The 22128-nt window shown below is 63.0% G+C and carries 27 protein-coding genes; 19 read left to right on the top strand and 8 right to left on the bottom strand.

All coding sequences use genetic code 11. The features are described from left to right. The first annotated feature begins 55 nt into the window (after positions 1–55). From AC0L2L_RS06615 to AC0L2L_RS06570, 10 genes are all read left to right on the top strand, one after another. Positions 56–412, top strand: coding sequence for a hypothetical protein (locus AC0L2L_RS06615; RefSeq protein WP_473576994.1), 357 nt, complete (start codon positions 56–58; stop codon positions 410–412). 115 nt (positions 413–527) lie between these two features. Continuing rightward, the gene (locus AC0L2L_RS06610) at positions 528–1448 is read left to right on the top strand and encodes a DMT family transporter (protein ID WP_473576992.1); all 921 of its coding nucleotides are present in this window, start codon (positions 528–530) and stop codon (positions 1446–1448) included. A 5-nt stretch (positions 1449–1453) separates the two neighbouring features. Further along, positions 1454–2086, top strand: coding sequence for a molybdenum cofactor guanylyltransferase MobA (gene mobA / locus AC0L2L_RS06605; RefSeq protein WP_473576991.1), 633 nt, complete (start codon positions 1454–1456; stop codon positions 2084–2086). Beyond that, positions 2083–2598 carry a molybdopterin-guanine dinucleotide biosynthesis protein B gene (mobB, locus tag AC0L2L_RS06600; protein ID WP_473576990.1) on the top strand — a complete coding sequence of 172 codons (516 nt, stop codon included), beginning with the start codon at positions 2083–2085 and terminating at the stop codon, positions 2596–2598. Before mobA ends, mobB begins: the two co-directional genes overlap by 4 nt. Before the next feature lie 152 nt (positions 2599–2750). Further along, positions 2751–3536, top strand: coding sequence for an ABC transporter substrate-binding protein (locus AC0L2L_RS06595; RefSeq protein ID WP_473576989.1), 786 nt, complete (start codon positions 2751–2753; stop codon positions 3534–3536). Positions 3537–3613: 77 nt separating this feature from the next. After that, entirely contained in the window at positions 3614–4330 is a 717-nt protein-coding gene (locus AC0L2L_RS06590; protein WP_473576986.1) for an ABC transporter permease, read from the top strand. Continuing rightward, entirely contained in the window at positions 4327–5151 is an 825-nt protein-coding gene (locus AC0L2L_RS06585; protein ID WP_473576985.1) for an ABC transporter permease, read from the top strand. Before AC0L2L_RS06590 ends, AC0L2L_RS06585 begins: the two co-directional genes overlap by 4 nt. Before the next feature lie 217 nt (positions 5152–5368). After that, positions 5369–6238: an NAD(P)-dependent oxidoreductase gene (locus AC0L2L_RS06580; protein WP_473576984.1), complete on the top strand. Its 870-nt coding sequence runs from the start codon at positions 5369–5371 to the stop codon at positions 6236–6238. Positions 6239–6246: 8 nt separating this feature from the next. Next, positions 6247–6951, top strand: coding sequence for a DNA alkylation repair protein (locus tag AC0L2L_RS06575; protein WP_473576983.1), 705 nt, complete (start codon positions 6247–6249; stop codon positions 6949–6951). Continuing rightward, a complete protein-coding gene (locus AC0L2L_RS06570) occupies positions 6911–7489 on the top strand; it encodes a GNAT family N-acetyltransferase (protein ID WP_473576982.1) in 579 nt (192 codons plus the stop codon). The genes AC0L2L_RS06575 and AC0L2L_RS06570 overlap by 41 nt, the downstream gene beginning before the upstream one ends. A 42-nt stretch (positions 7490–7531) precedes the next feature. Here the strand turns inward: AC0L2L_RS06570 and AC0L2L_RS06565 are convergent, their stop codons facing one another. Continuing rightward, positions 7532–7909: a hypothetical protein gene (locus tag AC0L2L_RS06565; protein ID WP_473576981.1), complete on the bottom strand. Its 378-nt coding sequence runs from the start codon at positions 7907–7909 to the stop codon at positions 7532–7534. Next, entirely contained in the window at positions 7906–8880 is a 975-nt protein-coding gene (locus AC0L2L_RS06560) for a DUF7986 domain-containing protein (RefSeq protein WP_473576980.1), read from the bottom strand. The genes AC0L2L_RS06565 and AC0L2L_RS06560 overlap by 4 nt, the downstream gene beginning before the upstream one ends. Before the next feature lie 241 nt (positions 8881–9121). Here AC0L2L_RS06560 and AC0L2L_RS06555 point away from each other — a divergent pair, with 241 nt between their 5' ends. Continuing rightward, positions 9122–9697, top strand: a complete 576-nt coding sequence (locus AC0L2L_RS06555) for a DUF3299 domain-containing protein (RefSeq protein ID WP_473576979.1) — start codon at positions 9122–9124, stop codon at positions 9695–9697. Positions 9698–9773: 76 nt separating this feature from the next. On the opposite strand, the gene AC0L2L_RS06550 is transcribed toward AC0L2L_RS06555, so the two are convergent. The 4 genes from AC0L2L_RS06550 to AC0L2L_RS06535 all read right to left on the bottom strand — a co-directional run bounded on the left by AC0L2L_RS06550 (position 9774) and on the right by AC0L2L_RS06535 (position 12317). Further along, on the bottom strand, positions 9774–10265 hold the full coding sequence (locus tag AC0L2L_RS06550; protein ID WP_027169345.1) for an Lrp/AsnC family transcriptional regulator: 492 nt from the start codon (positions 10263–10265) through the stop codon (positions 9774–9776). A 108-nt stretch (positions 10266–10373) separates the two neighbouring features. Then, positions 10374–10991, bottom strand: a complete 618-nt coding sequence (locus tag AC0L2L_RS06545; protein ID WP_473576978.1) for a uracil-DNA glycosylase family protein — start codon at positions 10989–10991, stop codon at positions 10374–10376. Positions 10992–11019: 28 nt separating this feature from the next. Next, on the bottom strand, positions 11020–11631 hold the full coding sequence (locus tag AC0L2L_RS06540) for a glutathione S-transferase (protein WP_473576976.1): 612 nt from the start codon (positions 11629–11631) through the stop codon (positions 11020–11022). A gap of 62 nt (positions 11632–11693) precedes the next feature. Continuing rightward, positions 11694–12317: a thermonuclease family protein gene (locus AC0L2L_RS06535; protein WP_473576975.1), complete on the bottom strand. Its 624-nt coding sequence runs from the start codon at positions 12315–12317 to the stop codon at positions 11694–11696. A gap of 76 nt (positions 12318–12393) precedes the next feature. Here AC0L2L_RS06535 and AC0L2L_RS06530 point away from each other — a divergent pair, with 76 nt between their 5' ends. After that, positions 12394–13917: a sensor histidine kinase gene (locus tag AC0L2L_RS06530; RefSeq protein WP_473576973.1), complete on the top strand. Its 1524-nt coding sequence runs from the start codon at positions 12394–12396 to the stop codon at positions 13915–13917. Positions 13918–13934: 17 nt separating this feature from the next. Here the strand turns inward: AC0L2L_RS06530 and AC0L2L_RS06525 are convergent, their stop codons facing one another. Beyond that, on the bottom strand, positions 13935–14930 hold the full coding sequence (locus tag AC0L2L_RS06525) for a nicotinate-nucleotide--dimethylbenzimidazole phosphoribosyltransferase (protein ID WP_473576971.1): 996 nt from the start codon (positions 14928–14930) through the stop codon (positions 13935–13937). Between the two features lie 164 nt (positions 14931–15094). Here AC0L2L_RS06525 and AC0L2L_RS06520 point away from each other — a divergent pair, with 164 nt between their 5' ends. After that, positions 15095–15325 (top strand): DUF1289 domain-containing protein, encoded by a 231-nt coding sequence (locus AC0L2L_RS06520; protein WP_473576969.1) that lies wholly within the window; start codon positions 15095–15097, stop codon positions 15323–15325. A gap of 10 nt (positions 15326–15335) precedes the next feature. After that, positions 15336–16040, top strand: coding sequence for a TIGR02281 family clan AA aspartic protease (locus AC0L2L_RS06515; protein ID WP_473576968.1), 705 nt, complete (start codon positions 15336–15338; stop codon positions 16038–16040). A 31-nt stretch (positions 16041–16071) separates the two neighbouring features. Here the strand turns inward: AC0L2L_RS06515 and dusA are convergent, their stop codons facing one another. Then, positions 16072–17085, bottom strand: coding sequence for a tRNA dihydrouridine(20/20a) synthase DusA (gene dusA, locus AC0L2L_RS06510; RefSeq protein ID WP_473576967.1), 1014 nt, complete (start codon positions 17083–17085; stop codon positions 16072–16074). A 222-nt stretch (positions 17086–17307) separates the two neighbouring features. Here dusA and AC0L2L_RS06505 point away from each other — a divergent pair, with 222 nt between their 5' ends. The 5 genes from AC0L2L_RS06505 to AC0L2L_RS06485 are packed head-to-tail and all read left to right on the top strand — an operon-like array spanning position 17308 to position 22092. Beyond that, complete coding sequence (locus AC0L2L_RS06505; RefSeq protein ID WP_473576966.1) at positions 17308–18033, top strand: class II aldolase/adducin family protein; 726 nt, start codon at positions 17308–17310, stop codon at positions 18031–18033. Positions 18034–18036: 3 nt separating this feature from the next. Further along, the gene (locus tag AC0L2L_RS06500) at positions 18037–18981 is read left to right on the top strand and encodes an NAD(P)-dependent oxidoreductase (protein WP_473576964.1); all 945 of its coding nucleotides are present in this window, start codon (positions 18037–18039) and stop codon (positions 18979–18981) included. Further along, a complete protein-coding gene (locus AC0L2L_RS06495; RefSeq protein ID WP_473576962.1) occupies positions 18923–19711 on the top strand; it encodes a GntR family transcriptional regulator in 789 nt (262 codons plus the stop codon). Before AC0L2L_RS06500 ends, AC0L2L_RS06495 begins: the two co-directional genes overlap by 59 nt. Next, on the top strand, positions 19708–20958 hold the full coding sequence (locus AC0L2L_RS06490; protein WP_473576960.1) for a LacI family DNA-binding transcriptional regulator: 1251 nt from the start codon (positions 19708–19710) through the stop codon (positions 20956–20958). The genes AC0L2L_RS06495 and AC0L2L_RS06490 overlap by 4 nt, the downstream gene beginning before the upstream one ends. 33 nt (positions 20959–20991) lie before the next feature. Then, positions 20992–22092: an ABC transporter substrate-binding protein gene (locus AC0L2L_RS06485; protein WP_473576958.1), complete on the top strand. Its 1101-nt coding sequence runs from the start codon at positions 20992–20994 to the stop codon at positions 22090–22092. The last annotated feature ends 36 nt before the right edge of the window (positions 22093–22128 follow it).

Raw genomic sequence — 22128 nt, 5'->3', positions numbered from 1 at the left:
AGCCATTTCCAGCCTAGCTTCTGGCTGCGATTTTTCGCTCTTAGGGGGAGTGCACATGCGCACATTCATGCTTTCACTTGCCATGCTTGGGGTTGCCTCGCTACCGGCTGCGGCTCAGTCGATCGGCGGCACCTACACGGTCGCCGGCACCAATTTCGATGGCTCGAAATATGACGGCGAAGCGACCATCACGCTGACCAGCGACACGACCTGCACGATCCACTGGGAAACCGGCGGCTCGACCTCGGACGGCATCTGCATGCGTAACGACGATGCCTTTTCCGCCGGTTATGCGATGGGCAAGGAAATCGGTCTCGTCGTCTACAAGATGGAGAAAGACGGCTCGCTGCACGGGCTGTGGACCATCGCCGGCCAGAACGGCAACGGCACCGAAGTGCTGACGCCGAAGTAAGCCTTCGTAAATCGATCTCATGGGTTGCGCAGAAATTCGTGGCCCATTTCTTTGGCGTTGCTGGTTCCCGGCTGCCTGCTACAGGCTCAGTCCAAAATAGAATCCGGAAACGCCTTTGCCCCTCTCGCCAAATCTGCGCGGCGCGCTGTTCATGATCGTGGCCATGGTCGGCTTCACCTTGAACGACGCGATCACCAAATTCTCTTCCGAATCGATGAACATGGCGCAGGTCATGCTGGTGCGCGGCGCCTTCGCGTCTCTCTTCGTCGGCCTGCTTGCCTGGCGGCGCGGCGCGCTTGCCAATCCGGCCGCCATGCTGCAGCCGATGGTGGCTGCGCGGGTGGCAGGCGAAGCCGGAGCCACGGTGTCGTTCCTGATCGCCCTTGCGCATCTGCCGATCGCCAATGTCTCGGCCGTGCTTCAGGCGCTGCCGCTGGCGGTCACGATGGGCGCGGCATTGGTGTTCGGCGAAGGCGTCGGCTGGCGACGCTGGATTGCCATTGCCGTCGGCTTCGCCGGCGTGCTGATCATCGTGCGGCCGGGTTTCGAAGGGTTCAGCGTCTATTCGCTGCTGGCCTTGACAAGCGTGGTTTGCTGCGCGGTGCGCGACCTCTCCACCAAGCGTATCCCGCAGGCCATCCCGACCATGCTGGTGTCGACGGCGACCGCACTTGCCATGACGGTCCTGGGCGCGCTGCTTTTGTCGCCGATGGGAGGCTGGACGCCGATAAGCGGCCGGGCGACCGCGCTGCTGGCGCTGGCTGCGGTGCTGGTGCTGATCGGCTACCAGTTCATCATCATGGCGATGCGCTCGGGCGACATCTCCTTCATCGCGCCGTTCCGCTACACCGCGCTGCTGTGGTCGATCCTGCTTGGCCTCGTCATCTTCGGCGATATCCCCGATGTGCCGATGATCGTCGGCGCCGCAATCATCATCGGCTCCGGCCTCTATGCACTCTACCGCGAGCGCGTCGTGGGCCGCAGGCAGCCTGCGGCCGAAAGCGCTGGACCCGACATGGCGCCGGACGGCATATAGGTGCGATGGAGCGAAATGCTGCGGGTATCATTCTGGCGGGAGGCCGGTCGCGCCGGATGGGCGGTGGTGACAAGCCGTTGCTTTCGTTGGGTAAAGAGAGGCTGATCGATCACGTCGTCGCGCGCTTGAAGCCTCAGGTCGCGATCTTGGGGCTCAACGCGAATGGCGATCCTGCGCGATTTGTCGCCATGGGCCTGCCGATGATCGAAGATACGGTGCCAGGCTATGCCGGACCGCTGGCCGGCGTCCTCGCCGGTCTCGAATGGGCGGCAACGCAAACAAGCTGCCGGTGGCTGACGAGCGCCGCCGGCGACACGCCGTTCTTCCCCGACGACCTCGTCGAGCGCCTGGTCGCAGCAGCCCGCGACCGGCCAGGCGCGATCGCCGTCGCCAGTTCGGACGGCAGATGGCACCCGACCTTCGCGCTATGGCCGCTCGGCCTGCGCGACGCCTTGCGTCATTTCCTGGTCGACGAGGATTACCGGCGGGTTTCCGACTTTATGCAGCGCCAGGGTTATATCGAGGTAGAGTTCCCCATGATCGAGGCTGGCGACCAAAGGATCGACCCGTTCTTCAACATCAACACGCCGGACGACCTTGCGGCGGCGAGAAGTCTGTTGCAAAGCCTCAGGCCATGAGACGCGTGTTCGGCATCACCGGCTGGAAGAACTCCGGCAAGACGACTTTGACGGAAAAGTTGGTCGCCGAACTGGTGGCGCGCGGCTGGACGGTCTCGACGGTGAAGCACGCTCACCATGACTTCGACATCGACAAGCCGGGCACCGACAGCTTTCGCCACCGGCAGGCGGGCGCGACGGAGGTCGCGATCGTCTCCGGCCGGCGCTGGGCGCTGATGCACGAACTGCGCAACGAGGACGAACCGTCGCTGGACGACATCCTGTCGCGCCTGACGCCCTCGGATATCGTGCTCGTCGAAGGCTACAAGCGCGAAGCGCATAAGAAGATCGAGGCAAGGCGTCTCGAAGCCAAGGACCGGACGCCGCTTTCGACCAGCGATCCCAACATTATCGCGGTCGCCGCCGACTTTCCGGTCGAAGGCGAGAAGCTGCCGGTCTTCGACCTCAACGACACAAAATCGATAGCCGACTTTGTCGAGCGCAGCACAGGTCTCGTGGCTCAAACCAAGTAACGCAGCGGCAGATCGCGATTGTCGTTTGCCGTTGATTTGCGGTTGCTTTTTTCTCGCAAAGAGTGGGAGTATCCACTCTAGCGGGTGGTCAAGAAACGACCGCCCACAAGAGCCGCACGGAACAGCGGCCATGACAATATGAGAGGATTATCATGCGTATTGCACTGCGTATCGCGCTTGCCGCTTCGGCCGCGCTGCTGACACTTGGCGTCGCCCAGGCTCAGGAAAAGACCCTGAGGATCGGCACCGAAGGCGCGTACCCGCCCTTCAACAACCTGACCTCTGACGGCCAGTTGGTCGGCTTCGACATCGATATCGCCAAGGCTCTCTGCGACGAAATGAAGGTGAAGTGCACCTTCGTCGCGCAGGATTGGGACGGCATCATCCCGGCGCTCCAGGCCGGCAAGTTCGACGCCATCGTCGCCTCGATGTCGATCACGCCCGAGCGCCAGGAAAAGGTGGACTTCACCCACAAATACTACAACACGCCCTCGGCGATCGCCGTGCCGAAGGACTCGCCGCTCAAGGGCGTGACCAAGGAAGACCTCGCCGGCAAGAACATCGGCGTCGCCACCACGACCACGCACTACAACTATGCTTCCAAGACCTACACGGACAGCACCATCAAGGGCTATCCGAGCAGCCCCGAGGAACAGGCTGACTTGGCCAACGGCCGTCTCGATGCGATCGAGGACGACATCGTCGTGCTCCAGCAGTGGCTGGATACGCCGGACGGCGCCTGCTGCAAGATCCTCGGCCAGCCTTCGCCGCAGCCGGTCGAGATCTTCGGACCGGGCGCCGGCATTGCCGTGCGCAAGGGCGAAACCGATCTGGTCAACAAGCTGAACACCGCGATCGACACCATCCGCAAGAACGGAAAGTACAAGGAAATCAACGACAAATACTTCAAGTTCGACGTCTACGGCGCCGAATCCTGATCGATAGCCAAGGGCGGCGAGCAACCCCTCGCCGTCCTTAAATCCTTCCGGGATCGCCACGGAGACATCACCCGTCAATGCCGGCCCAAAGCATTTGGACACTTCTCAGCTGGGGACCGGACGGCTGGAGTGACGACATTGCGTCTGGCGTTCTGGTCACCATCGCGCTGGCGCTGGCCACATTGCCGATCGGCCTGATGATCGGCTTTTTCGTCGCCTTCGCCAAGCAGCAAGAAGAGCCCTCGCTTCGGCTCGCGGCCAACATCTACACCACCGTATTTCGCGGCCTGCCCGAACTGGTGACGCTGTTCCTGTTTTTCTTCGGCATGCCGCTGCTGCTGCAACACCTCGTGCGGCTGTTCAATCCGGACGCGACGATCGACGTCAACAGCTTCGTCGCCGGCATGATCGTGCTGTCGCTGATCTTCTCCTCCTATGCCAGCGAGGTCTTCCTCTCCGCCTTTCGGGCCATTCCCAAAGGCCAATATGAGGGCGGCTACGCCATTGGCCTGTCGAAATGGCAGACGATGCGGCTGGTTGTCCTGCCGCAGCTGATACGCATCGCTTTTCCCGGCCTGGAGAATTGCTGGCTGAGCCTGCTCAAGGACACTTCGCTGGTCTCGGTGGTCAATCTCGCGGAGACCTTGCGCCAATCCGGTGTCGCGGCGCGCGTTACCAGGCATTCCTTCCTCTTCTACAGTGTTGCCTCGCTGATTTTCCTGCTGCTGGCCGTTCTGTCGTCGATCGCCACGAGCTACATCCTGCGCCACCTCGGCCGGAGGGAAGCGCGATGACCGTCAGCCAGGCTATCGCCATCGACAAGCCGCCTCCGCAAGCGCGCGGCTGGCCGCGAGCCCGCATCCTCGGCTACGCGCTGGTCGGCATCTGGGTGTTGTTCGGTGCCGGCATCGTTGCCTACCTGGTCTATGCGTGGAACGCCGAGTTCTTCGCCAGATATGCTCCAGCCTATCTGCAGGGCCTGGGAACCACGCTCTCGCTGGTGAGCATTTCAATGGTCCTCGGCGCCATCTTCTCGCTGCCGGTCGCCTATGGCCGCATGTCGGAGAACCGGATCCTGTCGGGGCTTGCCTATTGCTACGTCTATTTCTTCCGCGGCACGCCGCTGCTCGTGCAGACCTATCTGGTCTATTACGGCGTCGGCTCGTTCCGGCCCGAGCTTGAAACGGTCGGGCTGTGGTGGTTCTTCCGCGAGGCCTTTTATTGCGGTGTCTTCGCCTTCTCGCTCAACACCGCCGCCTATCAGGCCGAAATCCTGCGCGGCGCCATCGAAAGCGTGCCGCGCGGCCAATGGGAAGGGGCAGCCTCGCTTGGCCTGCACAACTTGCAGACGTTGCGCAAAGTGGTTCTGCCCCAGGCGATCATCGTCGCGCTCCGGCCCTACGGCAACGAGCTCATCCTGATGATCAAGGCTTCGGCCATCGTCGCCATCATCACCGTCTACGATCTGATGGGCAACGCCAAGCTAGCCTACGCAAAATCCTTCGATATCCAGGCCTATATCTGGGTGGCGATCGTCTATCTGGTGATGGTCGAGATCCTGCGTCATGGCGTCGAATGGATCGAGCGCCGGATCACGATCCACCTGCACCGCTAATGCATGTCGCCCAAAAGTGCGCAGCGGTTTTGGGGGAACGACATGCATCAAACAAAAAACTTAAAGCGCGTCGACTGGATCCGTTTCAGCGCGACGCGCTTCAGAGTGGCGCGCATCGCCCTGCACTAGTCGATGCGGCGCTGCGTGCCTTGACGAATTTTTCGCATGGCCTAGACCTTCCGGCACTGAAATCTCTGTTTTGTTGGAAGGCAGGCTTATGGCATCGGTTGCATTTCTCGGTCTTGGCGTCATGGGCTACCCGATGGCCGGGCATCTCAGGAACAAGGGCGGTCATGACGTCACCGTCTATAACCGCACCAAGGCAAAGGCCGAGCAGTGGGTCGCCCAGCATGGCGGAAAGCTGGCGCTGACGCCGGCGGAAGCGGCAGAGGGCAAGGATTTCGTCTTCTCCTGCGTCGGCAATGACGATGATTTGCGCTCGGTGACAACCGGTGCGAACGGCGCCTTCGCAGCGATGAAGAAGGGCGCAGTCTTCATCGACAACACCACCGCCTCGGCCGAGGTCGCGCGCGAGCTCGACGAGGCCGCGCGCAAAGCCGGCTTCTCCTCCCTCGACGCGCCGGTATCCGGTGGCCAGGCCGGCGCAGAGAACGGCGTGCTGACCGTCATGGTCGGCGGTGAGCAGGCCGCCTTCGACAAGGCCAGGCCGGTCATCGACGCCTACGCCCGCATGGTCGGCCTGATGGGGTCGGCCGGCGCCGGCCAGTTGACGAAGATGATCAACCAGATCGCCATTGCCGGTCTCGTCCAGGGGCTGGCCGAAGGCATCCATTTCGGCAAGAAGGCCGGCCTCGACATCGAAAAGGTGATCGAGGTGATCTCCAAGGGCGCCGCCGGCTCCTGGCAGATGGAAAACCGCCACAAGACGATGAACGCCGGCAAATATGATTTCGGCTTTGCGGTCGACTGGATGCGCAAGGATCTCGGCATCTGCCTGGCGGAAGCCAACCGCAACGGCGCCAAGCTGCCTGTGACGGCGCTGATCGACCAGTTCTACAAGGATGTGCAGGACATGGGCGGCAAGCGCTGGGACACGTCCTCGCTGCTTGCCCGTCTCGAAAAATAGGCGTCGCGATGCCCCTGCCCGATCCGAGCTGGAGCGCCGACGACATCGTGGCTCACTTGCGCGCGATTGGCACCGCGGAAAACCGCGCCGGCATGGCGCGCTTCGGCATCAACACCGCCAAAGCGCTCGGCGTCGGCAATTCCGACCTGCGGCCGCTGGCGCGCAAGCTGAAGAAGAACCACGAGCGATCGCTTCTGCTGTGGGATAGCGGTGTTCGGGAGGCGCGGCTGATGGCGGCCTTCACCGGCGAGCCGAAGAGGGTCGACATCGATCAATGCCGGCGCTGGGCCGCGGATTTCGACAGCTGGGAGATAGTCGACACCGTTGCCGACCTGTTTGCCGAAACACCGTTCTGGCGCGAGCTGATCGACGAGTTCGCCGAAGACGAGCGCGAATTCGTCCGTCGCACCGCCTTTGCCATGCTGGCCTGGAGCGCGGTGCATCTCAAGAAAGAGCCTGACGCGACCTTCCTTGCCTATCTGCCGCTGATCGAAAAACATGCCGGCGATCCGCGCAATTTCGTCCGCAAGGCGGTCAATTGGGCGCTGCGGCAGATCGGCAAGCGGTCGATGAGCTTGCACGCCCCTGCCCTTGCGCTGGCCGAGAAACTGGCGGCATCGTCCGGCAAGACGGCGCGCTGGATCGGCAAGGATGCGGTCAAGGAACTGACGGATGCCAAACAGCTTGAAAGGCTCGCGGCCGCAAGGGCCTGACCTTGCCGGCATCCGCTTCGTCGAGGTGACGCAAAAGACGCGCGCCGATTTCGAGGCGCTGTTCGAGCAGCCCGGCGCGCCGAAATATTGCTGGTGCATGGCCTGGCGCCATTCCAGCCGCGAGCACATCCAGAACGACGAGAAGAAGCGCATGATGATGGCGCTCATCGATGACGGCACGCCGGTCGGCATCGTCGCCGAGTTGGACGGCAGGACAGTTGGCTGGTGCTCGGTCGCACCGCGCGAGACCTATCGAAAACTTTCAAAGCAGCAGGACGACACCGAAACCGGCATATGGTCGATCGTCTGCTTCTATGTCCCAAGGGCCTTGCGCGGCGGCGGGTTGGCCTCCGCCCTGCTTGATGCGGCGATCGAGCATGCTTTCGCCAAGGGAGCGCGCATCGTCGAGGCCTACCCCGTCGACGAGGCCGCACCGAGCTACCGCTTCATGGGGTTTCGCGACATGTTCGCCGCGCGCGGCTTCCATGAGATCGGCACCGCCGGCACGCGCCGGCATGTGATGCGGCTGGACCGTTGATCCCGGTCCGGGTGGATTGTCACGACACGGATACCGAGGTTGCTATCGGCGCAGATCGTGAACGCCGAGTTCCTTCCACATCCACTCGAAGCTGTAGGTCGCCATCGGATGGGTTGGGTCAGGCTGCTTGGCGGTCTGGTTTTCGAGGTATTTCAGCCACTCGGCCACTTTTTGGCGCCCGGCCGCGGTTTTGGCAGCCTGACGCGGTGTCTTGTTGCCGAGCATTTTGACCGGTAGGTCGAGCGTTTCCAGATAGTGCCGGTCCAGGTGCTCGCGGATGCCCTGTTCGGCGATTTCTGGCGGGATGTTCGATCGCGATGTTTCGGCACCTTTACGTGGCCGTTCGGCCTTAATCTGCTCGACTGGGCGAATTTCGGTAAGCGGAGTCCGGACAAGACCGCCGAGGGCCTGCCGGATCAAGGCAGTCCCCTTTTCCGCCCGTGCAGCGGAATTGGGGACAGATGCAGGGAACGGCCCTTCAACTCGACATTGCCAAGCACGAGCGGACCATTATCCATCCTGGTATCAATGGCAGGACCGGCAGCTGCTTTTGCTTTGTTACCGCTTTTCGGGGTCTCCTCCAGCCAGTTCCAGAATTTCGCGTCCGCCTGCGACAAGGCTGGAATATCGTTCAATAGAACAGCGATGTCCTCCTGTTTAGCGCCTGCAGCAAGCGGAAAGCGGACGCTGTGGAATACGATTTCGTCGCCATCGGTGTTTTGCAACCGCGGCCCCGTCACCCTGCCAAGGGTGTCGAACAGCCATGAGAGCGTGAACATGAATGCTGCAGCCTGCAGCTCGTCATTCTTGATGGCCGGTAGCTTTTTCGCGTTTCTTTTGCCGAACAGGTCCCGCAGCCCATCGAACAACTTTTCCGTGGCCCGAGGGGTAAAGGACAAGACACCGCCGGCCATGACGTTTTTTCCCATGACAGGGACGATCCTCGCGGCAAGCTTGTCCCACTGCCTCAAAGTCTTGGTGGCGCTGCCCTCGCTGACGGCGATCGGCTCGCCACCGCGGATAAGGTCGCGCGCCATGAAAGATACTCCCGGAACGACGTCGCTCACCTCATACAAACTCATGACGGAGCTACGCAGCGCCGCCATATAGGCCCTTGCTTGCGCGCTTTCTTTCCAGCCACGGCGCTTCAGATACTCATCGACGATATTGCTGGATTCGCTCTCGAAATCCTGCGTCAGGAAATCCTCGAAAGCGCAGCCCCAAAGAGCGTTCGTCCAATGGTCGCCGAGGACCTCGGCAAGGTCTTCAAAATCCCCTTCGCCGTCGAGGACCGGGCCGAAATGTTCGTTGAAAACTTCCTCGAAGCATTCGCGCCATTCGTCACGAGCAAGAAATTTCATCAGCCCCTTGAGATCATGGCTGGTCGGCATGGAACTTCTCCAGGTACTTGTGCGCTGGGGATCGCGCGACACTGGCTCGCTGCCATCGTATCGTCGGGGTATTTTCGGCGCCTTTCGCATGACGAGGCAAGACGTGGACGACGATTTCCCGCTGTTTCTTCAGCGCAACGTTCCGCCAGAGCGCTTCGGTGGCTGCTGACCATTCCATCGGGCTGGAAAATGCTTCGAGATCACGGCAGTCTTAGTCCCTCGCAATCACGGATCGGCCATAATGCAGCCCATGAACAACCGTCTCGGTACAGGCGCGATCATCGCCGCGGCACTTGGCCTCGCCGTCAGTCACGCTTCAGCGGAAACCGCGCACATCTTCTGGAAGGATCTGCGCCCTGTGACGCAAGCTGTCGCGGAAGACGCCAACCTGCCGATGATCGCGGCAAAACTGCCCGATCACGGCGAGACCTTGTCACTCGGTTTGCAGGACAAGACAATACAATTAGCCGGCTATGCATTGCCGGTCGATCGCGATGGCGATCTCGTCTACCAGTTCCTGCTAGTGCCTTGGACCGGCGCCTGCAGCCACATGCCGACGCCGCCGCCGAACCAGATCGTGCTGGTCACGCCGGCGCATCCCTACAAGATGAAACAGGCCTACGATCCTGTCGCCGTCACCGGCGTGCTGAAGCCCGGCATGGAGAAGAGCCAGCTCTTCATCCTCGACGGCGTGTCGATCGTCCAGTCGGGCTACACCGTGCGCAAGGCCGAGGTGACGCGCGTCGACAGCGTGCCGGACACCGTCACGCTGCCGGTTAACTCGCCGTGGAATTTCCTCAACAAGAAGAAGAACTAATGCATGTCGCCCAAAAACGCGTCGACTGGATCCGTTTCAGCGCGACGCGCTTTAGGGCCGACCGGCGCGACTGGAATCACGCGGCGTTCGCGCCGGATTCCTTGTCCAGCATCATGTAGTCGAGCGGGATCTCCGTCGTGTACTTGATCTGCTCCATGGCGAAGGACGACGACACGTCGCGGATCTCGATCTTGGCGATCAGCCGCTTGTAGAAGGCATCGTAAGCGGCAATGTCGGGCACCACCACGCGCAGCAGGTAATCGACGTCGCCGCTCATGCGGTAGAACTCGACCACCTCCGGGAATTCCTGGATGACCTCGGAGAAGCGCCGCAGCCATTCATGGCTGTGCGAATTGGTGCGGATCGACACGAAGACGGTGACGCGCACATTGACCTTCTCGTGGTCGAGAATGGCAACGCGGCGCTTGATGACGCCCTCTTCCTCGAGCTTCTGGATGCGTCGCCAGCAAGGCGTGGTCGACAGGCCGACTTTCTTGGCGACATCGGCGACCGCGAGCGTCGCGTCCTCCTGCAGGAGGCGGAGAATTTTTCTGTCGAGGCGATCCATAGGGAAGCTCCAGGGGAATAGTTTGGCTATAATCCCTTTTATTGGAGCCTTTCACAAGAAAGAAATTCTGCCGATGACGGCAAAAGCGAGTGATTTCTTGCAAGATGCCTAATCTATGCGAAAGCGGATTTCCGACCTCAGGAAGGGCAGCAATTCCATTTCAAACCAGGGATTCTTCTTCAGCCAGCCGGTGTTTCGCCAGGATGGATGCGGCAGCGGCAGCACTTTCGGCATCGTCGGTCCATCCCATATGGAGCGCCAATTCCTGACTGTCTCGGTCAGCGACGGCAGGCGCGTCGTGCCCATATGCCATGCCTGTGCGTAGCCGCCGATGGTCAGCACCAGGTCGATCCGGGGCATCAGCGCCATCAATTGCGCGCGCCAGGCCGGCGCGCATTCGCGGCGCGGCGGCAGGTCGCCGCCCTTGGCGTCCTGTCCAGGAAAACAAAAGCCCATCGGGACGATGGCGAAGTTTTCTGTATCGTAGAATTCTTGCGCGCTGACGCCGAGCCAGCTTCTCAGCCGATCTCCCGAGGCATCGGTGAACGGCATGCCCGACAGATGCACCTTGGTGCCGGGCGCCTGGCCGGCAAGCAGGATCCGCGCGGTGGAGGACGGCTGCAGCACCGGCCGCGGCTCATGCGGCAGAGGCCGGCCGAGCGGCTGGTCGACGCAGATGCGGCAGGCCCGCACCCTCGCGGTCAGGCGCTCCAATGCTTCGCTCATATCGGGCGGATTGTCCAATTGCTGCCGCTCAGGCCGTCGCGCTCGGCCGGCTTGTAAGCGCCGCATACCAGCGCAGCACGTTCGTGCATTCCTCCGGCACCTTGATGCGGGCTGGTTTCATGAAATCGATGGCGATCATCCCGGTAATATCGGCAACCGAATAGGCATCGCCGGCGGCGAACTCCCGCTCCGCCAGTTCATGGTCCAGGAGGCGCAGGAATTCGATTGCCTTCGGCTTGTTGGCCTCGCCCCATTCCGGAATTTGCGGCACTTCCCACTCCTTCATCGCCGGATGGATATGCCGGAACGCGGCGGTGACACTGCTCATCAGGTTCAGTTCCATGCGTCGCTGCCACATCTCGACCATGGCTTTGCCGAGCGCGCCTTTGCCGAACAACGCTGGTTCAGGATGCAACTCCTCGAAATAGCGGCAGATGGCGATCGATTCGGTGATGACGGTGCCGTCATCGAGCTCGAGCACCGGCAACCGCCGCAGCGGATTGCGCCGCGCCACCTGCTCGCCGCGATGCTCCAGCGCGCCCATGTCGACAGGCACCAGCGGAACCGTCAGCCCCTTCTCGGCAAGGAAGACGCGCACGCGCCTGGGATTGGGCGCGCGACCACCATCGAACAGCTTCATTCCATCCTCCCGGTTTCCATCCTTCCTGCTTCTTGGCCGATCATAGGGCTCGGGTCCGCCCATCACCAGAAGCGAAAAATTTCGCGCACTGCATCGCCGAACGAAGCCAGCATGCCGTGTTTTCGCTCGACCGGCGCATCATGGTGGCTGTCGCGCCAGTCCCGCGGCTCCTCGAAGGTGCCAGCCCAGATGCCGACCTTGGCCGCTCTCGCTACCGCTTCCTCGGTCTCGAAGTCGCCGAAGGCAACCGCCCATCCGGCCTGCACTTGGGCGCGGTTGAGATCGGTGTCGCCTGCCCTGCAATCGCCGAGCAGGCGGCCGTAGCGGTCGCGCTGCCAGCCGCTGCAGGAAACAGGCCTGCCCGCAATCAGGCGCGTCAGCGACTGCCGGGCCAGCTTGCCGCAGGGATAGTCGGCGCCGGCCTTCCGGCAAGTCTGCTGATATTCGGGAGAATCGATACCGCGCATGCGGATGCGCTCGGCCCCCAGCGTGATCGAATCGCCGTCGTTGACGATCGCCGTGCCTTGCTCCTTGCGCGTCGCGAAGCGATCGAGCCGCGCCGCCACCAGGATCAGCAGCCCCAGCAGAACAATGGCCAGTCCGTAGTCCAGCAGCTTGCGCCAGAGGCTTCGCGGCGGGCTTGCCGCATAGCGCCGGCGCGGTCCCCTCGGCCCGAAACGGCTCATATGGCAAACAGTCTCTTAATCATTCGAACGTAGCTTAACGAACTGGAAATCGCTGCGCGCAGAAATTGAAGTCCGTATGCCTTTGCTACGCTCGAACACAGCGGATAAATTCATTGTGGACCGCCGTAAACCGCACCGCAACAGCGATGTGGCGCGCGCGGTGCGCAAGACGCGCGACCGCCTTTCGCAACAGGCCGGCAGCCTCGACTTCGACCGTGAACTCCTGAAACTGCACGCGCGCGCCATGGTGGTCAGCGCGGTCGCGATCCCACTGCTCGTGCTTGCCGTGACGGCCATCGGCCGGCTGGCGGGCTTGGACAACCAAATCACCATCTGGGCCCTGTCGACGCTGCTTTGCTACACGATCGTCGCTTTCATGTCGCGGCGCGTGGAACGAACCGAGGCAGCCGAGCTCGATCCGGTGCAGACGCGTCGCGACTTCCTGATCGGCCATTTCCTGTGCGGCCTTGGCTGGGCGTGGTTCGCATGGATCGGCTGCGACACATGCCAGGTCGACCAGTTCCATGTCGCCAAGGCCATGGTGCTGCTTGTCGCCATGGCGACGACCGCCGTGTTGGCCTCCTCGCTTGGCGGCGCCCTGTTCGCGACCTTTGCCATTCCCGTTGCCGTCTATGCCTATACCGTCGTGCGCCTGTGGACGCCGATCGAAGCCACGATGGCGGCGCTGCTGATCGTGGCACTTCCGTTCTTCGGGTACGTCGCGCGTCATCTCAATCGGGCCTCGTTGATGCTGCTTTCGTTCCGTTCGGAAAAGGACGCGCTGATTGCCGAGCTGGAGACGGCAAAATCGATGTCGGACGAGGCAAGGCGGCGCGCCGAGGACGCCAATCTGGCGAAATCGCGCTTTCTCGCCTCGATGAGCCATGAGCTCAGGACGCCGCTTAACGCCATCCTGGGCTTTTCCGAAGTGATGGCCAATGAAGTCCTGGGGCCGATGAGCAATCCGACCTACCGCGACTATGCCCATGACGTGCATGAGTCCGGCCAGCATCTGCTCGACCTGATCAACGAGATCCTCGACCTGTCGCGCATCGAGGCCGGCCGCTACCAGCTCAACGAGGAGCCGTTGGTGCTGCTGACGATCGTCGAGGACTGCTGCCACATGATGGAGCTGCGCGCCCGCAACAAGGACATCCGCGTCATCCAGGAATTCGAGGAGACCCTGCCGCGCCTCTTCGCCGACGAGCGCGCCGTCAGGCAGATCACGCTCAACCTTCTGTCCAATTCGATCAAGTTCACACCGTCCGGCGGTGAAGTGCGCGTGCGCGTCGGCTGGACTGCTGGCGGCGGGCAATACATTTCGATCAAGGACAACGGCCCAGGCATACCGGAAGACGAAATCCCTGTGGTGCTTTCCGCCTTCGGCCAGGGCTCTATCGCCATCAAGAGCGCCGAACAGGGAACCGGCCTCGGCCTGCCGATCGTGCAGGGCCTGCTCGCCATGCATGGCGGTGAGTTCGAGCTTCATTCCAAGCTGCGGGAAGGCACCGAGGCGATTGCCATCTTCCCGCTGAGCCGGGTGATGGAGGAGTTGCCCGCCCTGCCGACCAAGACGGTCGTCGCGCGTGGTCGCCGCTGAGGCAATTTCTGTCGGCTCTAAAGCCGGACAGCCATAGCCATGCCGGAACTGGTCAGCGCCGCGGCCTTGACGATACCGGCGGCGAGAGCGGCCCCTACCCCTTCGCCATGGCCGATGCCAAAATCGAGCAACGGCCGCAGTCGGAGCTCTTCGGCCGCTTTGGCGTGTCCGGACTCGGGCGACAGGCTGGCAAGCAGACAATGATCGAGCGTGCCCGGGTTGGCCGCATGCAGAACAGCGGCTGCCGTGGTCGCCGCGAAGCCATCGAGCAACACCGGGATCTTCTCCATGCGGGCCGCAAGAATGGCGCCGCAGATCGCCGCGAACTCGCGCCCGCCAACCCGTCGCAAGGCCTCGAGCGGATCGCCGAGGCCGGGGCCGTGGAAGGCCAGCGCCTGGTCGACTACTTCGGCTTTGCGAGCCATCATCGCCGCATCGGCGCCTGCCCCCGGCCCGACCCAGTCCGCTCCCTTGCCGCCGAACAGCGCAGCGCAAAGGGCGGCAGCGATCGTTGAATTGCCGACCCCGAGGTCGCCCAGGCACAGGAGATCGGCGCCGCCTGCGACCGCCTCCATGCCGAAGGCCATGGTCGCGGCGCAGCCGCGCTCGTCGAGCGCGGCCTCTTCGGTGATGTCGCCCGTGGGAATGTCCAATGCAAGGTCGAAGACCTTCAGGCCGAGATCGTTGGCGATGCAGACCTGGTTGATCGCGGCCCCACCGGCGGCGCAGAGCTCGACTTCATTGGCGGTCGCCGCCACCGGCCGCGGCGAAATGCCGTGCCTGACGGCTCCGTGATTGCCGGCGAAGATCGCCACCAGCGGGCGATTGATTGCCGGCGGCGCGCGCCCGCTCCAGGAAGCAAGCCAGGCCGCGATGTCCTCGATCCGTCCCAGCGAGGTCTTCGGCTTTTCCGCTTTGGCAAAAAGCGCACGGACACGGGCGCCCGCGGCGTGATCGGCGGGCGGCAGCGCCGCCAGAAGGCTTCGGAAATCGTCAAAAGGCGTTGCGGTCATTTATGTCGGTCGCGGTTCGTTGCTGAAGTCGCAAGCGGCATAGCCGCCTTCTCCAGCCGGCACAACCGCCTGCGATGCCGCGAAAGCGCTGCCTTTCGGCGCATTGCGAAGGGCTTGCATTGCTCCGGCCGTTGCACCATGTGGAATGAACGCGAGAGAACAGCATGACCGCCATCGAATCCCCCTGCATCCTGGTCTGTTCGATCGATATGAAAACCGGCTTCTGCTTTGGCTGTGGCCGCACGCGCGACGAGATTTCCGGCTGGCTCACGATGACCCCTGAAGTTCGCCGGGCGGTGATGGCCGAACTGCCGGCACGGCTGGAAACGGTCGAGCGCCGGCCGCGCCGGGAAACCCGGCGAACCCGCATCGCGCGCGAACGCGGCGTTTTGTGAGAAAGAACCGATGAACCGGCTGTTCTGGATCGTGATGGCGGTGATCGGCATCGGGGTCGTTCTGCTCATGCTCAACAATTCGGCCGGCCACACTTTCGGCATGGCCAACAATGATTTCGGCCGGCTGATCTGGGTCGGCGTGCTGGTGATGGTCATCGGTGCGAGCCTGCTCCGCTCCGGCCGGCCGATGGGCGACATGGCGCGCAATCTCGGCGTCTGGGCCGCCTTCGTGCTCGTGCTGATCGCCGGCTACCAATATCGCTACGAGCTGCAGGACGTGGCGAGCCGCGTGACCGCGGGCCTTGTCCCGGGCAGTCCGCTGGCGCTCGGGGTGGAGAATGGCCGCCCGACCGTCACGCTCGACAAAGCCGACAACGGCCATTTCGAAGCGCGAATCCTGGTCAACGGCACGCCGGTGCGAGCCGTGGTCGACACCGGCGCGACCAGCACGGTGCTGACGTCCGAGGATGCTCAAGCCGCAGGTTTCAACCCGGCGGCGCTCAGCTACAGCGTGGACGTCTCCACCGCCAACGGCATGGCGCGCGCGGCCACGGTGACGACCAACCAGGTGGCGATCGGCGGCATCGTGCGCAAGGACATGCCGGTGATGGTCGCCGCGCCCGGCATGCTGGACCAAAGCCTGCTCGGCATGAACTTCATCGGCTCATTGTCGGGCTTCGACGTGCGCGGCGACCGCATGATCCTGCGGGACTGACTAATGCGTGTCGCGCAGAAGTGCGCGGCGATCAGGCTGCTTCGGCTTCCGCCGCCGCGAAATCGATTGCCGAAAACGCGGTCTTCAACACCTCCGACCCAGCTCCGGGTTTATTGGCGTCGGTAGAGAGAATCTGGCGGAACCGGCGCGCACCGGGTAGGCCGTGGAACAGCCCGACCATGTGGCGGGTAATGTGCCCGAGCCGCCCGCCTTGCTCGATATGGCGCGCGGCATAGCCGGCCATGGTGTCGATCAGCGCCGCGTAGTCGAAGACGGCAACTGCCTCGCCATAGAAGGCGGCATCAACGCCGGCGAGGATGCCCGGCGTATGATAGGCCGCGCGGCCGAGCATCGCGCCGTCGACATGACCGAGATGCGCCAACGCCTCGCCAAGCGATTGAATGCCGCCGTTGATGCCGATGAATTCATTCGGCTTTCTAGCCTTCAACCGATAGACGCGCGGATAGTCGAGCGGCGGGATATCGCGGTTCTCCTTAGGGCTCAACCCCTCCAGCCAGGCCTTGCGGGCATGCACCCAGAGCGCGTCGGCGCCGGCGGCGAATACGCCGTCGGCTAGCGTGTCGAGAGCAGGCTCCGGGTCTTGGTCGTCGACGCCGATGCGGCATTTGACCGTGACGGGGATTTTCACCGTGGCCTTCATCGCCGACACGCACTCGGCCACCAGAACCGGCGTCTTCATCAGGCAGGCGCCGAACGTTCCCGACTGGACGCGATCGGAGGGACAGCCGACGTTGAGGTTGATCTCGTCATAGCCGAAGGATTCGCCGATGCGCGCCGCTTCGGCGAGCTTTCCGGGATCAGATCCGCCAAGCTGCAGCGCCACCGGATGCTCGACATCGTCGAAACCGAGCAACCGTGCGCGCGCGCCATGGATGACCGCATCCGCTACCACCATCTCGGTGTAAAGCAGCGCGCGGCGCGTCAGCTGACGATGGAAGAACCGGCAATGCCGGTCCGTCCAATCCATCATGGGCGCAATGGCGAGACGGAAGTCCCTGTAATTGCGTGATTTCCCTTTTCTCATGGCAGTTCAGATGGGTTCCATGCTGGACAGTTTCGAGCTCTTGCTGAATTCGGCCCTTTCCGGCGGCCGAAATCTGCAGTGCAGCCATCCACGCTGTAACGCAATCCAGAACGGGATGCCATTCAAGCTGCATTGCAAACCGGGCGACCGCATAAGGGCGAGCGGATGCTTGACCTGTATACAGGAGTTCAGGTATGCCGACTCATACACGAGGGATCTACAATGACTTCATCCACTGAGAAGGCGATGCGCCAGGATCTCGCGGCGGCCTACAGGCTCATCGCCCATTTCGGTATGGACGACCTGATACATACGCATATTTCCGCGAGATTGCCCGACGAGCCGAACCACCTGCTGATCAACCGGTACGGCGACCTGTTCCGCGAAGTTACGCCGGACTCGCTCGCGGTGATCGACCATGAAGGACACCAGGTGCGGGGCACGCAGGTTCCGATCAACACGGCAGGCATCGTCATTCACACGGCGGTCCATTCGGCGCGGCCCGACGCCGTCTGCGTCATGCACACGCATACTGCTTCGGGCGTGGCTGTCAGCTGCCTGGAAGAAGGGCTGCTGCCACTCAACCAGACCGCCCTGCTCTTCTACGACCGTGTCGGATATCACGCGTTCGAGGGGATCGCTCTCGACCGGGACGAGCAGGAGCGCCTGATCGTCGACCTCGGCGACAATCGCGCCATGATCCTTCGCAATCACGGCCTGCTGACGGTTGGCCGTTCCGTCGGCGAGGCGTTTTCCCTGATGTACAATCTCGAGCAGGCCTGCCGCATACAGCTTGCCGTGCTTGGCAGCGGCCGGCCTATGCACATTCCGTCCCGCGACGTATGCGCGCGCACCGCGGCGCAATATGAGGCCGATCCGGACGGTGCCGGCGAACTCGAGTGGCTGGCATTGCGCCGGCTCTCCGGCCTCGTCTTCGCCGGCAGCTGATCCGTGCGGGTCGTGCTCGCCGATCCCCTGGCCTATTCGGAAGCATTCGACACCGCCTTGCGCTCGGCTTGTCCCGGCGTGGAATTCCGCCGCTGGACAGAATGTGCGCCGGACACCGGCTACGACCTGCTGGTGACCTGGGCTTTTCCACCGGACATGGTGACACTGCCTCCTTCGACGCGCGCGGTGCTCTGCCTGGGCGCCGGTACGGATCAACTGACCTCCGATCCACGCCTTCCCGGCGACATGCCGGTCTTGCGCCTGCACGATCCCGCTCAAGCACGGCAAATGCTCGACTACGCCATGCATGCGGCATTTGCCCGGCAGCAGGACGATTTTTCCGTTCGCCGCAACCAGAGCGCTCGCAGGTGGCAGCAGGCTGTTTCCGAGATCCGCGACCGCGGAGCTTTGTCGATCGCGGTGCTTGGCCTGGGCATGATCGGCGGCCATGTCGCGTCGGGGCTTGCGGCAGCGGGTTTCCGGGTTTCGGGCTGGTCGCGCACACCCCGCGTTTGCGTTGGCGTCGCGGCGTTTCATGGCGAAGGCGGACTGGTCCCAACCGTCACGGGGGCCGATCTCCTTGTCAACCTGCTGCCGTCCAATGAGCACACACGCGGTATCCTCGACAGGCGCGTCTTCGACCTGCTGGCGCCGGGTGCCTATGTGGTCAATCTGGGCCGTGGCGACCACCTCGACGAGACCGCGCTGCGGAAGGCACTGGACAGCAACCATATCGCCGGCGCCTGGCTCGACGTTTTCCTTCAGGAGCCGCCGCCGGCCGACCATTGGCTTTGGGAGCATGGAAAGGTTCGCGTCAAGCCCCATTGCAGCGGCCTGCCAACGCCCGCGGGAACTGCCGCCGCTGTAGCGGAGGCGATCGAAGCCCTCCGTGATCCGCGAAAGCCACTCATTTCCGACAAACAACTTCTTGACTCTAAAATCACCTGAATGCCAGTATACAGATATGCTGAACCTGAACGCACCAATCGTGGCCGAGCAGAGCGAGCGTCGGAACACGATCTCCGCCAAAGCCTACAAGGAATTGCGTGAGGCGATCATCACAGCGCGCGTCCTGCCGGGCGCGAGCCTTGCCGAGACCGACGTCGCGCAAGCGATGGGGATCAGCCGAACGCCGGTGCGCGAGGCCTTCACCCGGCTCTTCGACGAGGGGTTGATCGAGATTTCGCCGCAGACCGGCACCCGCGTCTCCCTTATCGACATGACCCGGGTGCGCGAGGCCGTGTTCATCCGCTCGACGCTGGAAAGCGCGGTCATCGCCAACAGCGGCGTCCGCCCCGATCCCGGCACGCTCGACGAAATCGAACTGTCCTTGCGGGCCCAGGAACGCCTGGTCGATGGCGACGACATGGGCGCCCTGCACCGCGCCGACATGGCCTTCCACTCGGGCCTAACAGCCGCCTTCGCGCATCCCCGCGCCTGGGCTGCCTGCCAGCATGTATCGGCGGACCTGATGCGCGTTCAATTCCTGATCGGCATGAAGCCGGATCATATCCGCTCGATCATCGCGGAACACCGCGCGATCCTCGATGAGGTCCGCGCTGGCAAGACTGGCGAGGCCGCGCGCCTTCTCGCCGCGCACATTCGCAATGTCGACTTCGACCAGGCCAACCTCAAGCGCGAGCATCAGGAGTTCTTCCGCGCGGGAAACGTGCTGTGATCGCGCCCATCCCCACCCTCGCGCCCGTCTCTACCGTGGCATTGTCGCGTTCGGTCCCGGCGGGCTCTTTTTTTTGGGCGATCTACGAAACCGGTTTACCGGCCTGGTTCAACATCGTCCTGTCGGGAGGGCTGAAACGTTTGTCGGATCGACTGAAGATCACCATCCGGGATGTCGCGCGGGCAGCGGGTGTCTCAGTAACCTCCGTGTCGCGCCATCTCAACGGCCGCATCAGCCTGCCTGACCCGACGGCGCTTAAGATCGAGCAGGCGGCCGCCCGCCTCGGTTATCGTCCCAACGCCATTGCGCGCCGACTGACGCGCGGCAGTAGCGAGACGCTCGGCTTGATAACCTCGGATATCGCCTATCCGCTGTTTGCCGCCATCGCCAGCGCATCGGAAGCGGAAGCGGCGCGGCATGGTTACAACCTCCTGATGTTCAACAGCCGCAACCTGGTGGAACATGAACTGGCCTTCCTGGCACGGATCGAGGACCATCAGGTGGACGGTATCCTGCTGCTCACCAACCATTCAGACGACGGCCGGCTGGTCAAATGCATCAACCGGAACGGCGGCGTGGTCCTGCTCGACGAGGACGTGCCGGGCGCCCGGGCGCCGCGCCTTTTCGCCAGGAACGCCGACGGCGCCCGCATGGCAACCAGGCACCTGATCGAGAGAGGTCATCGCCGCATCGGCGCGATCGCCGGCCCGCGTGGTCTGCTCAGCACAACCGAGCGGCTCGCCGGCTATGCCCAGGCGCTGGAAGCGGCCGGGATCGAGCGCGACGACCGGCTTGTGGTCCACTGCGACTACGATGAGAGCCGGGCCGTCGGCGCGTTCAAGGAGCTGTTCGAGCAACTGGATCCGCCGACTGCCGTCTTCACCTGCGGCGACATGTTGGCGCTCGGCGCCATGCGCGCGGCGCGTGGCGCGGGCCTGCGCATCCCCGAGGATGTCTCGCTCATCGGGTTCGACGACATCAGCAACGCCGACCTTCTTTCGCCGGCGCTGACGACGGTGCGGCAGTCTCCGGCCGAATTTGGCCGGCGCGGCGTCGCCATGCTGCTGGACCTCATCACAGGCAGAAAAACAGAAGCGGTCACCGAACGCATCGGCGTCGAGCTCGTCGTCCGTGCATCGGTCGCGCCGCCATCAGGCCGCCGGCTTCGGCGGGCTGAGAGCAATATCGGCTCCGAACCGCCAACCGGCGGCTCAGCGCCAGCTTGGGAGGAGGTTACTGAAAACTAGGACTCCACAAGGACATAAAAAAGGGGAACAGCCATGTCCAGCAACCGCTTTGGTCAAGACGCAGCACTAATAGCACTTGAGAAGTTTAAATCCGGTCAGATCGACCGTCGCTCTTTCCTTACCGCCATAGCCGGCCTTGGCCTCGCTGTCGCGATGCGGCCCGGCGCGGCATCGGCGGAAGCCAATGAGATCGTCGTCTGCAACTGGGGTGGCGCCGCGCTCGATGCCTTCCAGAAGGCCTATGGCGAGCCCTTCACCAAGAAGTCGGGCACACCGGTCGTGATCGACGGCGCCGGTCCTGAGACGGGCGCGATCCGCGCGATGGTCGATTCCAAGAATGTAACCTGGGACGCCACCGACGGTGGCATGACCGACGCGCTCGTGCTCGGCAAGGGTGGCTATGTCGAACCGATCGACTACGCCATCGTCGACAAGAGCTTGGTCGGTGACGGCCTCGCCGCCGAATTCGGCATCTGCAACTACACCTATTCCAACGTGCTTGCCTACGATTCCAAGAAGCTGTCGAGCGCGCCCGCCAGTTGGGCCGACTTTTTCGATGTCGAGAAATTCCCCGGCAAGCGCACGATGTGCAAATGGATTCAGGGCCAGCTCGAGGCGGTCCTGCTCGCCGACGGCGTCAAGCCCGAGGATATCTATCCGCTCGACGTGGATCGCGCCTTCAAGAAGCTGGAGCCGCTCCTGCCGAACCTGATTTTCTGGGATTCGGGCGCGCAGAGCCAGCAGCTCTTCCGTGACGGCGAGGTGGTGATGGGCAACATCTGGCATACCCGCGCCAACCTGCTGCGCAAGGAGAACCCCCAGTTCACCTGGACCTGGAACAACAACCTGATGTTTGCCAGCGCATGGTCCGTGCCGAAGGGCAACCCCGCCGGCAAGAAGGTCTTTGACTTCATCAACTCGTCGATGGAGCCGGAAGGCCAGATCACGCTGCTGCGCATCATGGGCAACGGCCCGTCCAATCCGAAGGCGCTGGCTCTCATGACCGAGGAAGACAAGGCGGTCTACTCGCTGGCGCCGGAGAACGCCAAGACGGGCTTGAAGATCTCGGCCCAGTACTACGCCGACAATGAAGCCGCGCTGCAGAACAAGTTCCTCGATTTCATCTCTCGCTGATAAGGGACGGCCACCGGTTTTCCAAGCCGGTGGCCG

The organism is Mesorhizobium sp. WSM4832 (assembly GCF_055811115.1).
The sequence above is the reverse complement of the archived record's forward strand: the minus strand, read 5'-3'. Positions and strand labels throughout refer to the sequence as shown.

Coding starts and splice junctions, on each gene's coding strand:
- AC0L2L_RS06615 (WP_473576994.1), top strand. CDS start 56: ATGCGCACATTCATGCTTTCACTTGCCATGCTTGGGGTTGCCTCGCTA.
- mobA (WP_473576991.1), top strand. CDS start 1,454: ATGGAGCGAAATGCTGCGGGTATCATTCTGGCGGGAGGCCGGTCGCGC.
- mobB (WP_473576990.1), top strand. CDS start 2,083: ATGAGACGCGTGTTCGGCATCACCGGCTGGAAGAACTCCGGCAAGACG.
- AC0L2L_RS06595 (WP_473576989.1), top strand. CDS start 2,751: ATGCGTATTGCACTGCGTATCGCGCTTGCCGCTTCGGCCGCGCTGCTG.
- AC0L2L_RS06590 (WP_473576986.1), top strand. CDS start 3,614: ATGCCGGCCCAAAGCATTTGGACACTTCTCAGCTGGGGACCGGACGGC.
- AC0L2L_RS06585 (WP_473576985.1), top strand. CDS start 4,327: ATGACCGTCAGCCAGGCTATCGCCATCGACAAGCCGCCTCCGCAAGCG.
- AC0L2L_RS06580 (WP_473576984.1), top strand. CDS start 5,369: ATGGCATCGGTTGCATTTCTCGGTCTTGGCGTCATGGGCTACCCGATG.
- AC0L2L_RS06575 (WP_473576983.1), top strand. CDS start 6,247: ATGCCCCTGCCCGATCCGAGCTGGAGCGCCGACGACATCGTGGCTCAC.
- AC0L2L_RS06570 (WP_473576982.1), top strand. CDS start 6,911: ATGCCAAACAGCTTGAAAGGCTCGCGGCCGCAAGGGCCTGACCTTGCC.
- AC0L2L_RS06560 (WP_473576980.1), bottom strand. CDS start 8,880: ATGCCGACCAGCCATGATCTCAAGGGGCTGATGAAATTTCTTGCTCGT.
- AC0L2L_RS06555 (WP_473576979.1), top strand. CDS start 9,122: ATGCAGCCCATGAACAACCGTCTCGGTACAGGCGCGATCATCGCCGCG.
- AC0L2L_RS06550 (WP_027169345.1), bottom strand. CDS start 10,265: ATGGATCGCCTCGACAGAAAAATTCTCCGCCTCCTGCAGGAGGACGCG.
- AC0L2L_RS06545 (WP_473576978.1), bottom strand. CDS start 10,991: ATGAGCGAAGCATTGGAGCGCCTGACCGCGAGGGTGCGGGCCTGCCGC.
- AC0L2L_RS06540 (WP_473576976.1), bottom strand. CDS start 11,631: ATGAAGCTGTTCGATGGTGGTCGCGCGCCCAATCCCAGGCGCGTGCGC.
- AC0L2L_RS06535 (WP_473576975.1), bottom strand. CDS start 12,317: ATGAGCCGTTTCGGGCCGAGGGGACCGCGCCGGCGCTATGCGGCAAGC.
- AC0L2L_RS06530 (WP_473576973.1), top strand. CDS start 12,394: ATGCCTTTGCTACGCTCGAACACAGCGGATAAATTCATTGTGGACCGC.
- AC0L2L_RS06525 (WP_473576971.1), bottom strand. CDS start 14,930: ATGACCGCAACGCCTTTTGACGATTTCCGAAGCCTTCTGGCGGCGCTG.
- AC0L2L_RS06520 (WP_473576969.1), top strand. CDS start 15,095: ATGACCGCCATCGAATCCCCCTGCATCCTGGTCTGTTCGATCGATATG.
- AC0L2L_RS06515 (WP_473576968.1), top strand. CDS start 15,336: ATGAACCGGCTGTTCTGGATCGTGATGGCGGTGATCGGCATCGGGGTC.
- dusA (WP_473576967.1), bottom strand. CDS start 17,085: ATGAGAAAAGGGAAATCACGCAATTACAGGGACTTCCGTCTCGCCATT.
- AC0L2L_RS06505 (WP_473576966.1), top strand. CDS start 17,308: ATGACTTCATCCACTGAGAAGGCGATGCGCCAGGATCTCGCGGCGGCC.
- AC0L2L_RS06485 (WP_473576958.1), top strand. CDS start 20,992: ATGTCCAGCAACCGCTTTGGTCAAGACGCAGCACTAATAGCACTTGAG.